The 14,337-nt window shown below is 73.2% G+C and carries 11 protein-coding genes; 9 read left to right on the top strand and 2 right to left on the bottom strand.

Going from position 1 to position 14,337, the window contains the following annotated elements; all coding sequences use genetic code 11:
* The 3 genes from ACGFIE_RS21550 to malQ all read left to right on the top strand — a co-directional run bounded on the left by ACGFIE_RS21550 (nucleotide 1) and on the right by malQ (nucleotide 4,210).
* Nucleotides 1-837 (top strand): carbohydrate ABC transporter permease, encoded by an 837-nt coding sequence (locus tag ACGFIE_RS21550; RefSeq protein WP_393297078.1) that lies wholly within the window; start codon nucleotides 1-3, stop codon nucleotides 835-837.
* A 10-nt stretch (nucleotides 838-847) separates the two neighbouring features.
* Nucleotides 848-2,056 (top strand): ABC transporter ATP-binding protein, encoded by a 1,209-nt coding sequence (locus ACGFIE_RS21545; protein ID WP_393297076.1) that lies wholly within the window; start codon nucleotides 848-850, stop codon nucleotides 2,054-2,056.
* 114 nt (nucleotides 2,057-2,170) lie between these two features.
* Nucleotides 2,171-4,210: a 4-alpha-glucanotransferase gene (malQ, locus tag ACGFIE_RS21540; protein WP_393297074.1), complete on the top strand. Its 2,040-nt coding sequence runs from the start codon at nucleotides 2,171-2,173 to the stop codon at nucleotides 4,208-4,210.
* Here malQ and ACGFIE_RS21535 read toward each other — a convergent pair.
* Nucleotides 4,192-5,301 (bottom strand): winged helix DNA-binding domain-containing protein, encoded by a 1,110-nt coding sequence (locus tag ACGFIE_RS21535; RefSeq protein WP_393297072.1) that lies wholly within the window; start codon nucleotides 5,299-5,301, stop codon nucleotides 4,192-4,194. The two genes, malQ and ACGFIE_RS21535, sit on opposite strands and share 19 nt — an antisense overlap.
* Nucleotides 5,302-5,411: 110 nt before the next feature.
* On the opposite strand from ACGFIE_RS21535, the gene ACGFIE_RS21530 reads away from it, so the two are divergent.
* From ACGFIE_RS21530 to wrbA, 4 genes are all read left to right on the top strand, one after another.
* On the top strand, nucleotides 5,412-5,804 hold the full coding sequence (locus tag ACGFIE_RS21530; protein WP_363688322.1) for a hypothetical protein: 393 nt from the start codon (nucleotides 5,412-5,414) through the stop codon (nucleotides 5,802-5,804).
* Between the two features lie 159 nt (nucleotides 5,805-5,963).
* A complete protein-coding gene (locus ACGFIE_RS21525) occupies nucleotides 5,964-6,722 on the top strand; it encodes a HipA family kinase (RefSeq protein ID WP_393297070.1) in 759 nt (252 codons plus the stop codon).
* Entirely contained in the window at nucleotides 6,719-7,087 is a 369-nt protein-coding gene (locus ACGFIE_RS21520) for a DUF3037 domain-containing protein (protein ID WP_393297068.1), read from the top strand. The genes ACGFIE_RS21525 and ACGFIE_RS21520 overlap by 4 nt, the downstream gene beginning before the upstream one ends.
* Nucleotides 7,088-7,364: 277 nt before the next feature.
* On the top strand, nucleotides 7,365-7,982 hold the full coding sequence (wrbA, locus tag ACGFIE_RS21515; protein WP_393297066.1) for an NAD(P)H:quinone oxidoreductase: 618 nt from the start codon (nucleotides 7,365-7,367) through the stop codon (nucleotides 7,980-7,982).
* 114 nt (nucleotides 7,983-8,096) lie between these two features.
* Here the strand turns inward: wrbA and ACGFIE_RS21510 are convergent, their stop codons facing one another.
* Entirely contained in the window at nucleotides 8,097-10,001 is a 1,905-nt protein-coding gene (locus ACGFIE_RS21510; RefSeq protein ID WP_393297482.1) for an anthranilate synthase family protein, read from the bottom strand.
* Nucleotides 10,002-10,271: 270 nt separating this feature from the next.
* Between ACGFIE_RS21510 and ACGFIE_RS21505 the strand changes: the two genes are divergently transcribed.
* Both ACGFIE_RS21505 and ACGFIE_RS21500 read left to right on the top strand, forming a co-directional pair.
* Nucleotides 10,272-11,684 carry an FGGY family carbohydrate kinase gene (locus ACGFIE_RS21505; RefSeq protein ID WP_393297064.1) on the top strand — a complete coding sequence of 471 codons (1,413 nt, stop codon included), beginning with the start codon at nucleotides 10,272-10,274 and terminating at the stop codon, nucleotides 11,682-11,684.
* A gap of 98 nt (nucleotides 11,685-11,782) precedes the next feature.
* Nucleotides 11,783-14,332, top strand: a complete 2,550-nt coding sequence (locus tag ACGFIE_RS21500) for a nitrate- and nitrite sensing domain-containing protein (RefSeq protein WP_393297062.1) — start codon at nucleotides 11,783-11,785, stop codon at nucleotides 14,330-14,332.
* The last annotated feature ends 5 nt before the right edge of the window (nucleotides 14,333-14,337 follow it).

Below are 14,337 nucleotides of genomic sequence, written 5' to 3'. Positions count from 1 at the left end.
ATGGCTGTCGAAACCACCACCCGGGCGAAGCTGCGCTGGGGTCTGCTCGACGTCCTCGTGATCGTCTTCGCGATGGTCCCGGTGCTGTGGATCGCCTCGCTGTCGTTCAAGACGCCTGCCACGCTCACCGACGGGAAGTTCTTTCCCCGGGAGTGGACGCTTGACAACTACCGGACGATCTTCGAAACCGACCAGTTCGTCCGCGCGCTGATCAACTCGATAGGCATCGCGCTGATCGCCACTCTCATCGCGGTGGTGCTCGGCGCGATGGCCGCATACGCGATCAGCCGGCTGGACTTTCCCGGCAAGGGGCTGCTGGTCGGCGTCTCGCTGCTGATCGCGATGTTCCCGCAGGTGTCACTCGTGTCGCCGCTCTTCGAGATCGAGCGTCAGCTCAAGATCTTCGACACCTGGCCGGGGCTGATCCTGCCGTACATCACCTTCGCGCTGCCGCTGGCGATCTACACGCTGTCGGCGTTCTTCAAGCAGATCCCCTGGGACCTGGAGAAGGCGGCGAAGATGGACGGCGCCACCCAGGCACAGGCGTTCCGGCGGGTGATCGCGCCGCTGGCCGCCCCCGGCCTGTTCACCACGGCGATCCTGGTCTTCATCTTCTGCTGGAACGACTTCCTGTTCGCCATCTCGCTGACCTCCACCGAGCGGTCCCGCACGGTGCCGGCCGCGCTGTCGTTCTTCACCGGCGCCTCGCAGTTCGAGGACCCCACCGGGGCGATCTGCGCCGCCGCCGTGGTGATCACCGTACCGATCATCCTGTTCGTCCTCTTCTTCCAGCGCCGCATCGTGTCCGGCCTGACCTCCGGCGCAGTCAAGGGATAGGTGAGTAGTCATGGCTGACATCGTGCTCGACAAGGTGAGCAAGAGTTTCCCGGACGGGACCGTCGCCGTGCAGGACGTCGACCTGGAGATCGCCGACGGCGAGTTCGTCATCCTGGTCGGCCCGTCGGGCTGCGGGAAGTCCACCACCCTCAACATGATCGCGGGCCTGGAGGACATCACCTCCGGGGAGCTGCGCATCGCCGGCCAGCGGGTCAACGACAAGGCCCCCCGGGACCGGGACATCGCCATGGTGTTCCAGTCGTACGCGCTGTACCCGAACATGACCGTGCGGGAGAACATGGCGTTCCCGCTGCGGCTGGCGAAGCTCGACAAGCAGACCATCGACGCCAAGGTCGACGAGGCGGCCAAGGTGCTGGAGCTGGGGCCACTGCTGGACCGTAAACCGGCCAACCTCTCCGGCGGCCAGCGTCAGCGGGTGGCGATGGGCCGGGCGATCGTCCGCCAGCCCAAGGCGTTCCTCATGGACGAGCCGCTGTCCAACCTGGACGCGAAGCTGCGGGTGCAGATGCGGACCGTGGTGTCCCGGTTGCAGAAACAGCTCGGCACCACCACCGTCTACGTCACCCACGACCAGACCGAGGCGATGACCCTCGGCGACCGGGTGGTCATCATGCGAGGTGGCGCGATCCAGCAGGTCGGGCCCCCGCAGGAGCTGTACGACCACCCCCGCAACCTCTTCGTGGCCGGCTTCATCGGCTCGCCGTCGATGAACTTCCTGCACGCGGCCGTGCAGGACGGCAGCCTGCGTACCGCGCTGGGCGAGGTGCCGCTGGGCGATCGGATCCGCCGCGAGCTGGAGGCGGCCGACGCGCCCCGCGAGCTGATCCTCGGCGTACGCCCCGAGCACTTCGAGGACGCCGAGCTGGTCGACGAGGACACCCGCCGCCGAGGGCTGGAGTTCGAGGCCCCGGTGGAGATCGTCGAGTCGATGGGCTCGGACAAGTACGTCTACTTCACCGTGGAGGGGGAGCGGGCCAGCGCGGCGGAGCTGGAGGAGCTGGCGGCCGACGCGGGCGCGGGTGACTTCGCCGGCACGGGCGGCAACCTGGTCACCCGGTTGTCGGCCGAGTCGCCGGTCGTCGAAGGGCAGTCCCGCCGGGTGTGGTTCAACCTGGAGAAGATCCACCTTTTCGACCCGACCAACGGCCGCAACCTCACCCTGCGCGAGGGCCGTGCCGCCGGCGCGCTCGCCGAGTGAGGGCGTTCACCGCTCGGGGCCGGCGGATCGCCCGCCGGCCCCGTTCGTGCCCTGCGCCGTGCCGCCCGTCGTGGCAAGGTGGTCGAAGGGTCGCATCGTGAGGCGGGGGGCGGGATGGACCGACGACTGACCGCGCTGGCAAAGGCGCACGGCGTGTCCACCTGGTACGAGGACTGGCGACACCGTCGCGTCGAGGTCGCGCCGGAGACCGTCGTGGGCGTGCTCGGCCTGCTCGGCGTGGACGCCACCAGCCCGGCCGCCGTGGCCGACGCGCTCGCCGCCGCCCGCGCTGTCGACCGGGCCGCGTTGCCGGCGACTGTGGTGCTCACCCACGGCACGACCCGGGCGCTGCCCGGCCCCGGTGTGGTGACCCTGGAGGACGGCGGCCGCCGCGACGTCGATGGCGAGCTGCCGGGAGACCTGCCGCTGGGCTGGCACCGGCTGGGCTGCGCCGGGCGTGAGGTGACGCTCGTGGTGGTGCCCCGTCGGCTGCCCGTGCCGCCACGCACCTGGGGGTGGATGCTCCAGCTCTACGCTCTCACCTCGGAACGCTCCTGGGGCATGGGCGACCTCGGGGACCTCGCCGAGTTCACCGGCTGGGCCGGTGCCACAGGCGCGGGGCTGGTGCTGCTCAACCCGCTGCACGCGGTGGGGCCCGCGCATCCGGTGGCAGCCTCACCGTATTCCCCGGCCAGTCGGCGCTTCGTCAACCCGCTCTACCTGCGCGTGAGCGACACGGGCGCGTACGCCGCGGCGGACCCGGCGACCCGAGCGGTGGTGGACGCGCTGCGCCCCGACCGCGGCGACCTGATCGACTACGACCAGGTGTGGACCGCCAAGCGGCGCGCCCTGGAGCTGCTGCACCCGTACGCCCAGCCGGTCGACCTGAACGCGGACCCGGCGCTGACCAGCTTCGCCACCTGGTGCGCGTTGGCGGAGCGGCACGGCAACGACTGGCGTGCCTGGCCCGCGGAGCTGCACCACCCGGACGCCCCGGCGGTCGCCGAGCAGCGCCGGCAGCTCGCCGACCGGGTGGCCTTCCACGCCTGGCTGCAACACCTGTGCGACGAGCAGCTCGACGCCGTCACGGCGGCGGCCCGGGCGGCCGGGATGCCGGTCGGCGTGGTGCACGACCTGGCCGTCGGCATCGACCCGGGCGGCGCGGACGGTTGGCAACTCGCCGACGTCCTGGCCCAGGGGGTCCGCGTCGGTGCCCCACCGGACGACTTCAACCAGCTCGGGCAGGACTGGGGGCTCGCCGCGTGGCGGCCGGACCGGCTCGCCGAGACCGGGTACGCGGCGTACCGGGACATGCTGCGGCGGACCCTGCGGCACGCGGGCGGCCTCCGGGTCGACCACGTCGCGGGGCTGTGGCGCCTGTGGTGGGTGCCGCCGGGCGCCGGCGCGGCCGAGGGCACCTACGTCCGGTACGACGCCGAGGCGATGCTCGGCATCCTCGCGCTGGAGGCCCACCGGGCCGGCGCGGTGGTGGTGGGCGAGGATCTCGGCACGGTCCAACCCGCCGTGACCCGGGGTCTGCGGGGGCGCAACATGCTCGGCTCGACAGTGCTGTGGTTCGCCCGGGACGACGAGGGCGACTTCGTGCCGCCGGCCCGCTGGCCGCGTAACGCGCTGGCCACCATCTCCACCCACGACCTGCCCACCGCGCCGGGCTTCCTGACCGGCGAGCACGTCCGCGTCCGCGACGAGTTGAAGTTGCTCGGCACCGACGTGGCGGTCGAGCGCGCCCGGGCCGCCGATGATCGCGAGCGGCTGCTGGCGATGCTGCGCGACGAGGGGTTGCTGCCCGAGCCGGCCGACGCGGAGTCGCCGGCGGCAGGCGAGCCGGCCCCACCGGGCGACGACGTGGTGGTGGCGATGCACGCCGCCCTCGCGGCCAGCCCCACCCGGCTGCTCGGCGTCTCCCTCTACGACGTGCTCGGTGAGGTGCGCCAACCCAACATGCCGGGCACGGTCGACGAGTACCCGAACTGGCGGCTGCCGCTGCCGGCGACGGTGGCGCAGATCCGCGCCGACGAGCGGGTGACCCGGATCGTCGACCTGCTCACCGCCGCCCGCCCCCGAGCGGCCGCGCCGCCTGCGGGTGGCACGCGTCGGCCGGCGGCGAGCGGCGGTCAGGCCGACCAGTCGTAGCGGGCCGGCAGCCCGACGAAATCGGCGTACCGGCCCAGGGCCTGCTCCACCCGACCCCGTTGCTTGACGCCGAGCGTCGTCAGCGGGCGGATCGTCACGGTGACGGCCGTCCGGCCGAGCGTGCGCTTCCAGACACCCACCACCCGGCCGGCCCGGACCACAGTCGCCTGGAAGATGCCGTTGTTGCCCGGCACCACGGCCGCCTGGTGCGCGGGGTCGAGCATCAGCGTGCGATCCCGGTAGCCGAGCAGGTACTCGTCGAAGCCGGGCAGCGCCAGCACGTCATCGGGCGGAGTGCGTGGCGCATCGGCCAGCGCCGCGTCGACGTGCATCGGCTCGCCCTCGACGCGTACCGTGCTCAGCAGGTCGCCGGCGGCGGCCAGGCCGCGCCGCGCGTCGGTCAGGGTGAGGCCGCTCCAACCGGCCAACTCGCGGGCCGCGACCGGCCCGTGCCCCCGGACGTAGCGGTGGGCGAGCACTGCCAACGCCTCGTCCCGCTCAAGCCGACGCTGCTCCGGCGCCCACTCGTCGAGCAGCGCGAAGGTCTGCTCCGTGCCGACGTTCGGTGCCACGCAGGTCACCCCGCGCACACTCGCGTACCAGAGCAGGTGGTAGCCACGCTGGTCGTCAGTCGACAGACCCGCCGCGCGAAGGGCCGCCAGGCACTGCGCCCGGGTCAGCCGGCCCCCACCGGCAAGCGCGGCGCCGAGCACGTCCAGCGCCCGGTCCGCGTCGACCTCGGAGAGCCCGAGCTGCGCTCGGCGGGTCGCCGCGCCGGCCAGCGAGCGGACGCCCGTCAGATCCAGCATCCAGCGCGTGTCGGCGGGGGGTACGAGGTGCACGGTGCCCCGCATCGGCCACGTGCGCAGAGCCTCGCGCCGCTCCAGCGCCGCCTGCACGTCGGACCTGGTCCAGCCCGGAAGTCGGGCGCCCAGCGACCACAGGCCGCTCGCCAGATCCTGCGCCTGCATCGCGCCGAACCACTCGACCACATCGGCCACACCATCCGGCCGGACGGTCGGGTGCGGGCGCAGCAGCAGGCTCGTCATCCGCAGGTCGAGCGCCTCGGATGCGGTGAGCTCCCCGGTCATCGGGTCAGGCTAGGCCACCCGTCCGACATCATCGCCTACGCATAACGACCGGAGCAGCGGGAAGGCGGGCGACCGGAAGTACGCGCGCCGCGCGTACGGAAGGGAGTCCCATGACTGCCGCAAGCGAGCCGGCCCGGGGTGCCGGAGTACCGGCCGATTCTCGGGCCCATCGGGCGTCCACCGGCGCCAAGACCAGCGCGGCCGCCACCTTCGCCCTGGTCTTCGGGGTGGCCGGCCTGTTCAGTGTGTTGACCGCGATCCTCGCCTGGTTGGGGCTGGTGCTCGGCATCATCGGGATCATTCTCGGCATCGTCGGGCTCAAGATGGCCCGGCGACCGGGGGTGACCGGCCGGGGCGTGTCGATCGGCGGCCTGGTCCTGAGCATCCTGGCGGTGCTGATCGGCCTCGGCCTCGCGGCGGGCATCACCACCTTCGTCAACAACGAGAACGCGGTGGACCGCCTCCAGACCCAGGTCGACAAGCTGCGCGACAAGCTCGACTGACGGGGCGTCGTGGGTCGTGCGGGGCCGGCCGGCCTCCGGCCAGCCCTCGCGACGTCGGTTCACGCTCGGTGACGTTCGCGGGTGGTCCCGACGTGCCATGGAGTCCTCTGCTCTGCTCCAACCGCCGGTCGCGGTCGGGAGCCCAGTAGGGTGGGCGGCGTGCTCCGCCAGGTCACCGCGATCCGTTACGTCACCCCGCTGCGCGAGGGCGGCTCGCTTCCCGGCGTGGTGGAGGCCGACGACCTCGGCACGTACGTGGCGAAGTTCTCCGGCGCCGGGCAGGGGCCCAAGGCGCTGGTCGCCGAGGTGATCTGCGGTGAGCTGGCCCGCCGGCTGGAGCTGCGGGTGCCACCACTGGTGGTCCTCGACATCGACCCGGTCATCGGGCGGGCCGAACCCGACCAGGAAGTGCAGGAGCTGCTGCGCAACAGCGGCGGCGCCAACCTGGGGATGGATTTCCTCCCGGGCGCGCTCGGCTTCGACCCGGTCGCGCACCCCGTCGACCCGACGCTGGCCTCGCGGGTGCTCTGGTTCGACGCGTACGTGGAGAACGTCGACCGGAGCTGGCGCAATCCGAACCTGCTGGTGTGGCACCGGGAGCTGTGGCTCATCGACCACGGCGCGGCGCTGTACTTCCACCACAACTGGCCGCGCGCCGACGCCGCCGTGCACCGCGCCTACCGCGCGGACGATCACGTGCTGGAGCCGTACGCGTCGCGGCTGGCCGAGGCCGACGCCGAGCTGGCGCCCCGGGTCACCCCGGATCTCCTGCGGGAGGTGCTGGCGCTGGTACCGGCCCAGTGGCTGACCGCCGCCGACTTCGACTCGGCCGACGCGGCGCGTGAGGCGTACGTGGCGCACCTGTCGCGGCGGGTCGCCAGCCGGACGGACTGGCTACCGGCGGGGAGCGTGGCGTGAGGCATCCGTTCGAGTACGCCCTCATCCGGCTGGTGCCCCGCATCGAGCGCGGCGAGCAGATCAACGTCGGGGTGCTGCTCTACTGCCAGCAGCGCGACTTCCTGGCCGCGCGGACGCACCTGGACGCCGATCGGGTTCGGGCGCTCGCGCCCGCTGTCGATCTGCCGGAGGTGGCCGCGGTGCTCGACTCCCTGGACCGGACCTGCTCCGGCGACGGGCCGGCGACCCGGATGCGGCTCGGTGAGCGGTTCCACTGGCTTGTCGCGCCCCGCAGCACGATGATCCAGGCCAGCCCGGTGCACACCGGCCTCACGGCTGACCCGGCGGCCGAGCTGGACCGGCTGATGGCAGCGCTGGTGCGCTGAGCGGGCCGGCGGCCAGCGACCCCTGATCGCGCTACGCCAGCGCCGTTGCCGGCGGAGCGCGATCCCCCGTTCAGGCGGCCGGCGTCAGGGGGGCGCGGGAGCGCGCCGACACCGGATGGCATCAGGATCGCCGCCCGCGCGGGCGGTCGGGCCGGAACGACCGGGAACTTGCGGAAAACTTGAGCCCGGACTCCCGGAAGTCCGCCGCCCGTCGTTTGTCACCGTGTCCCAGGGGTAGTCGCGGGAGCTGACCCGAGACGAGAAGGGGACACATCTGATGGCTGCCCAGACCAAGGTCGCGGTGATCTACTACAGCGCCACCGGCATCACGTACCAGATGGCGCAGGCCGTGTGCGAGGCCGCCGGGGAGGCCGGCGCCGAGGTGCGTCTGCGCAAGGTGCGGGAGCTGGCGCCGGACGAGGCGATCCGTTCCAACTCCGGTTGGCAGGCGCACCACCTGGAGACCCAGGACGTGCCCGAGGCGATGATCGACGACCTGGCCTGGGCCGACGTGGTGATCTTCGGATCGCCCACCCGGTACGGCATGATCGCCGCCCAGCTGAAGCAGTTCATCGACACCACCGGGCCGCTGTGGGCGCAGGGCGCGCTGGCCAACAAGGTCTACGCGGGCTTCACCTCGACGGCGACCTCGCACGGCGGGCAGGAGACGACCCTGACCTCGCTGTTCAACGTCTTCTACCACTGGGGCGGTGTCGTGGTGCCCCCCGGCTACACCGACTCCAGCCAGTTCATCGCCGGCAACCCGTACGGCGCCTCGCACACAAGCAACAACGGGGAGATCGCCCCGGACGCGGTGGCGCTGGGCGCGTGCGCCCTCACCGCCCGCCGGGCAGTGTTGATCGGCGCCGCGCTCAAGCAGGGCATGGGCGGCTGACCGGTGGGGGCGACCGGTGGCGAGGGCGGGGGCTCTCGGCCCGCCCGCGCCACCGGTCGCACCAGCCCTACCCCGAGATGGCGGTGACCACACCGGGTGGGCTCGGCCGGTCGGCTACGCCTGCCGGGCCGGGCGTGACGCCGGCAGCAGGTCGGCCAGCAGCTCGGCCAGCACCGTCACGCCGTCCGGGCTGAGCACCGATTCCGGGTGAAACTGCACTCCCGCGAAGCCCTGCCCGCGCAGGGCGTGCACGGACCCGTCGCGGACGTCGCGGGCCAGCTCCACCGTCCCGTACGCGGTGTCCAGCCGGTCCGTCTCGGCCCGCGCGGTGAACGAGGAGTAGAAGCCGACCCTTCGGACCCCGCCGAACAGGTCGACCTCCCGTTGCAACCCCTGATAGGGCGCGTCCCGCCGGTGCAGGGGCAGCCCCAGCAACCCGGCCAGCACCTGATGCCCGAGGCAGACCGCGAGGGTGGGTCGGCCGGTCGCGAGCAGCCCGTTCAGCAGCTCCCGCAACGCTGCCATCTTCGGGTCGTTCGGGCTGCCCGGGTCGCCCGGTCCGGGACCGGCCACCACCAGGTCGTACTCGTCGACCGGGCCGCCGGCGTGCCAGGGCCGCAGCGTGACCGCGAGACCCAACGCGCCCAGTTGGTGCGCCAACATGCCGGTGAAGGTGTCCTCGGCGTCCACGATCAGTGCCCGCAGACCGACCAAGCCGGGCAGCCCCGGCGCGTCCGGCGCCCGCTGGTCGAGCCAGAACCGGGCCAGCGGCGTGTTCCGCGCGGCGAGCGCGTCGCGTACCGCCGGGTCGTCGGCCAGCCGCACGACCGGCCCGCGGTCGCCGGCGGGCGCCGCCGGGCCGAGACCCAACGCGGCCAGCACCCCGGCCGCCTTGGCGTGCGTCTCGGCCACCTCGCCGGCCGCCGTCGAATGCCGGACCAGGGTGGCGCCGACCGGCACCCGCAGCCGGCCGGTGGGGGAGATCTCGGCGGTACGGATCAGGATCGGCGCGTCAAGCGTCTGGCGGCCGGCGTCGTCGTGACCGAGCAGGGCCAGCACACCCGCGTAGTAGCCCCGGCCCCGGCGCTCGTGCCGGGCGATCACCCGGCAGGCGTTCTCCATCGGACTGCCCGTCACGGTGGGCGCGAACATCGTCTCCCGCAGCACCTCCCGCACGTCGCGGGTGCCCCGCCCGGCGAGCAGGTACTCGGTGTGCGCCAGGTGCGACATCTCCTTCAGGTACGGGCCGATGACCTGGCCGCCGTGCTCGGCGACGGTGGCCATCATCTTCAGCTCCTCGTCGAGCACCATGTACAGCTCTTCGATCTCCTTCGGGTCGGCGAGGAACCGCAGCAGCGCCTCCCGGGTCGGGGTGTCGCCGCCGGGCCGGAAGGTGCCGCTGATCGGGTTCATCATCACGAGGCCGTCGTCGACGCTGACGTGTCGTTCCGGGCTGGCGCCGACCAGGGTCCGGGTGTCGGTGTGCACCACGAACGTCCAGTAGGCGCCGCGCTCGGCGACCAGCAGTCGGCGCAACGCGGCCATCGCTGCCACCAGCGGCGCGTCCTGCACGGTGGCGTGCAGGACGCGGTGGATGACGAAGTTCGCGCCCTCGCCGCGGCCGATCTCCTCGGTGAGCACCCGCTGCACGATCCGCGCGTACTCCTCGTCGCTGACGTCGAACCCGGCGTCGCGGGTGCGGACGGGCTGGTCGGGCAGCGCGGCCAGGGCCTCGGCCAGCGGGATCCGCAGGTGCTCGCGGACCTGGAGACACTCCAGCGGGGCGTCGTCGTCGACGCAGGCGAAGCCGCGCTCGGCGATCTGCCGGTACGGCACCAGGGCCAACGTGCGAGCCCCGGGCGCACCGGGCGACAGCGGGATGTCCGCCAGCCGGTCGACGGTGGTGACGACGCCGGTGAACAGTTCCAGCTCGTCGGCGCCCTCGCGGCGCAGCAGCGCGAACGGGCCGGGATCCTCGCCACGGGCGATGGCGGCGAGCAGGTCGGTCAGGTGGGTCAGGCTGGTCATCGTGGTCTCCGTGGGCCGGGCGCCGCCAGCGGTGGCGGCCATCCGGGCCGGAGATCCGGCGGCCGCCTCGGTGGCGGCCGCGTGGATGAAGCTACGCGCGGGGGGTGGCCGCCGGGTCGGCGGGCCACCAGGAGGTTGGGTGCGCGAGCATGCGGTCCACCTTACGCGGCCGCGGCCCGGCTCGGGACCCCTTCGGGCGTACCGGTGTGCCCGGCCGGACCTCCGTTCCCGCGCGGCCGGCAGCGGGTAACTTGACCGGCGATGAACATTCTCGCGCTCGACCTGGGCACCTCGTCCGTACGCGGCCTGGTGCTGGACGGGGAGACCCAGCCACTGCCCGGCGCCCTCGCCCGGCGGAAGGTCAACCTCGCCATCGGTGACGACGGCACCGGCACGCTGTCCGGCCCCGACTACCTCGCCTGCCTCATCGAGTGTCTGGACGAGCTGGCCGAGGCGGGGCACCTGCACGACGTCGACCTGGTGGCGACCTCCGCGCAGTGGCACTCGGTGCTTCCGCTGGACCGCGACGGCACCCCGCTGGGCCCGGTCGTCACCTGGCTGGACACCCGGCCCACGCCGGTCGGCGACCCGCCCGGCCCGACCGACCCGGACGGCTTCCACCAGCGCACCGGCTGCTGGTGGCACCGCTCCTACTGGTCGATGCGCCTGCCCTGGCTGCGGGAACAGTCCGGCACGCCGATCGCCCGGTTCGTCGGCCTGCCGGAGTACGTGCTGGGCGAGCTGCTGCAGGCGGCGCCTATGTCGGTCTCCCAGGCCTCCGGCACCGGACTGCTGGACCTCAGCAGCCTGCGGTGGGACGAGGAGGCGTTGACGCTTGCCGGCGCGCGACCGCGTGACCTTCCGTCGCTGGGCGAGCTGGACTGGCACGGCCGGCTCCGGCCCGACCGCGCCCGCCGCTGGCCGCAGCTGGCCGAAGCCCGGTGGGCGCCGCCGGTGGGTGACGGCGGAGCGTCGAACGTCGGTTCGGGCTGCGCCGACCCGAGCCGGGCCGCGGTCACGGTGGGCACCTCCGCGGCCGTACGCCTGATGCAGCGGATCCCGGCCGGAGAGCCGTTGCCGCGGCTGCCGGAACGACTCTGGCGCTACCGGGTCGATCACGACCACGTGGTGACCGGCGCGGCGTACTCCAGCGGCGGCAATCTGTTCGCCTGGGCCGACCGGGAGCTGCGGCTGCCCAGCGGTGACGAGCTGGACGCGGCGCTGGCGTTGGTGCCGGCGGGTGGCGGGCGGCCGGCCGATCCCCGTTTCGGTGGCGATCGGGCGCCCGGGTTGGCGCCGGCCGGCACGGGTGAGCTGCGCGGCCTGAGCTTCAGCACCACTGCCGTGGACATCCTGGCCGGGCTGATGCAGGGGCTGTGCGAGCTGGTCGCCGACGATCTCGCGGTGTTGGAGTCCACTGTCGACAAGCCGGTAGGGGTGGTGCTGGGTGGCGGCGCGGTGGCCGCCTCGGTGTGGTGGCGGCAGGCGTTCGCCGCCGCGCTCGCGCCTCGACCGGTGTCGCACCAACGCAACCCGGAGATCGGCGCCACCGGCGCCGCGTTGGTCGCGCTGGGCCGCTTCGGTGCGGCGGCCGAGCTCGCCGACATCGGCCGGACGGATGAGCTGGTCTTACCGACGACGACAGGACGTTCCCACCCGCAGTATCCTTCCTGAACTTTCGCCCTGCCCGGGCCGTTGACAGCGCTACCGAGCCTGGTTGGATGGACTGCGCTCCCCGGGTCGCGGTGGACGCGGCAGGAGGAGGAGGCAGGGTGGCGGCAGGTCCCGACCCGGCGACCGGCGGGGTGTCGAACCACCGCAGGCGACGTTTCGACGTCCGCGTCGTTCCGCATCGACGCCGCTCGCCGTTCCGCCTGCGCGACTGGCGGATGAGCACCAAGCTGGCCACCGTGCTGGTGGTGCCGTCGTTGGCGTTCCTGGTGCTCGCGGGCGTGCAGACGAGCGCCCTGGTCGGACGGACGACCACGCTCAACGACTTCTCCCGGCAGGTCGAAATCGGTCGACAGATCACCGCTGTGGTGAACCAGCTCCAGCAGGAGCGGGATCGCTCGGCCGGTGAGCTGGGCGAGCTGCGCCGCGGTGGCGACCGGCAGGCCGCCGCGACAGTTCTCCGACCGTTGCAGGTGGCCTCCGACCGGGCGATGGCCGACCTGAGTCGGGCGGCCCGGCCGCTGGCCGACGCCGACGCATCCTGGCGGGTGGCCTTCTCCGAGGCGCAGGAGGCGTACGACCAGGTGATCGACATCCGTCCGGCGATCCCGCCGGCGGTTCTCAGCAACGACACCATCCTGAGCAACTACCACCGGGTCGTGGGCGCGCTGCTGGATCTGCTCGCCGAGCCGACGCCGGGTCAGGACCGGGCGGCGCTGAGCGACTCGGTGCTGCGTTACGTGCAGATGGCCCGGGTCAAGGAGCTGTCCTCCCGCGTCCGCGCCCAGCTCTACGCCGCCGCTCGGGCCGGCCGGTACGGCACGGAGGACCGGGTGGTCCTCAGCGATCTGCGCGCCCAGCAGTTGACAGCCCTCGGCGCGTTCCGGGTGGCCGCCACCACCGACCAGATCCGCCGGTACGACGAGACGTCGGTGAACCCGCTGTTCCTGGTCGCCACCGAGCTGGAGGAGCGCAGCCTGCCGGTCGGGAACGCCCCGCCCGAGGTGCTGCCCTCGGAGCAGTGGTGGTCGGCCAGCCAACAGCGCCAGGAGTTGCTGCGGCAGGTCGAGGCGGGGGTGCTTGACGACGCGGTGCGCCAGGCCGACGACGCGAGCAGCGGCCAGTTGCGGACCACTCTGCTGGTCGTCGGTGGTGTCGTGGCGGTGTTGCTGGTCGCGCTGCTCATCTCACTGCTGGTCGGGCGGTCGGTCGCCCGGTCGATGCGGCTGCTGCGCAGCCAGGCGTTGCGCATCGCGCAGGTCGAGCTGCCGGACGCGCTGGATCGGCTGCGAACCGTCACCGGCGGGGTGCCGGGCATCGAGGTGGCGCCGGCGGTCGTCCGTTCGCTCGACGAGATCGGTGAGCTGGCGGAGGCGTTCGTCGCCGTGCACCGCAGCGCCGTGACCGTCGCCGTCGAGCAGGCGTTGATGCGTCGCAACGTCAACGCGATGTTCGTCAACCTCGCCCGCCGCAGCCAGGTGCTTGTGGAGCGCCAGTTGGAGCTGCTCGATGATCTGGAGCGGGAGGAGAGCGACCCGGACCAGCTCGACAACCTGTTCAAGCTCGACCATCTGGCCGCCCGGATGCGCCGTAACGACGAGAGTCTGCTGGTGCTTGCCGGCACGGACTCCACCCGCCGGTGGAACCGCCCGGTGGGTCTCGGCACCGTGCTGCTGGCCGCCGCCGCCGAGATCGAGCAGTACCAGCGGGTCCGGCTGGATGCGGTCAGCGAGGTCAACGTGGTGGGTCACGCCGTCGGGGAACTGGTGCACATGCTGGCCGAGCTGCTGGAGAACGCGACCGCGTTCTCCCGCCCGGACACGGTGGTGCTGGTGACCGCCCGGGCCGAGGCGTCAGCCGCGTTGATCGAGATCGTGGACGACGGCCTGGGCATGAGTTCCGCCGCGCTGGCCGAGGCGAACGCCGTGCTGGCCAGCCCACCGGCCGCGGACGTCGCGGCGGTCGAGCGGATGGGCCTGTTCGTGGTCAGCCACCTGGCGAGCCGGCTGGGCGTGCGGGTACGGCTCGACGCGGGCCAGAGCGGCCTGGTCGCGCGACTGGTGGTGCCGGCCGCCCTGCTGGCCCCGGCCGGCGCCGTGGAGCTGGATCCACCGGCACCGGCCCGGATGCTGGCTGCCGGTGCCGCGCGGAGCGCCGCGGCGCAACGGATGCCGGGCGCGTCCCGCTCTGCTGGCGCACGTGGGCCGGCCGCCGCGCCGCTGGACCTGCCGGTGGCCGGTCGCCCGCCGGCAGCGGCCGTGCCGCACCAGACCCGCCCCGTGCCGGTGCGCGCCGAGGACGTGCTGGCCCCGGCTGCCGCCGGCGCGGTCGACGACGGCGGCGGCTGGTGGTCCCGGCAGGGACCGACCGGGCCGGCGGCCCCCGGCCCGGCCGTGCCGCCCGCGACGCCGGTGACGGCCGGCACGAACGAACGGGGCCTGCCGGTACGCGTGCCGATGGCGCAACTATCCGCGGTCACCCGCCCGGCCCAGCCGGAGTCGGCGCCGACACGCGCCGAGCTGGACCCGGAGGCGGTCGGCGGCATGCTCTCCCGGCTCTACAGCGGGGTACGGCGGGCCGAGGCCGAGGACACCACCGAGATACCGGTGCCACCCTCGTGGGGGCACGACGAAGGAGGACGACGACAGTGACGACG

It is taken from the genome of Micromonospora sp. NPDC049275, assembly GCF_043197115.1.
GTDB lineage: Bacteria > Actinomycetota > Actinomycetes > Mycobacteriales > Micromonosporaceae > Micromonospora.
The sequence above is the reverse complement of the archived record's forward strand: the minus strand, read 5'-3'. Positions and strand labels throughout refer to the sequence as shown.

Excerpts from the sequence above, each read along its gene's own strand:
- ACGFIE_RS21505 (WP_393297064.1), top strand. The coding sequence starts at position 10,272 with ATGAACATTCTCGCGCTCGACCTGGGCACCTCGTCCGTACGCGGCCTG.
- ACGFIE_RS21535 (WP_393297072.1), bottom strand. The coding sequence starts at position 5,301 with ATGACCGGGGAGCTCACCGCATCCGAGGCGCTCGACCTGCGGATGACG.
- malQ (WP_393297074.1), top strand. The coding sequence starts at position 2,171 with ATGGACCGACGACTGACCGCGCTGGCAAAGGCGCACGGCGTGTCCACC.
- ACGFIE_RS21530 (WP_363688322.1), top strand. The coding sequence starts at position 5,412 with ATGACTGCCGCAAGCGAGCCGGCCCGGGGTGCCGGAGTACCGGCCGAT.
- wrbA (WP_393297066.1), top strand. The coding sequence starts at position 7,365 with ATGGCTGCCCAGACCAAGGTCGCGGTGATCTACTACAGCGCCACCGGC.
- ACGFIE_RS21545 (WP_393297076.1), top strand. The coding sequence starts at position 848 with ATGGCTGACATCGTGCTCGACAAGGTGAGCAAGAGTTTCCCGGACGGG.
- ACGFIE_RS21550 (WP_393297078.1), top strand. The coding sequence starts at position 1 with ATGGCTGTCGAAACCACCACCCGGGCGAAGCTGCGCTGGGGTCTGCTC.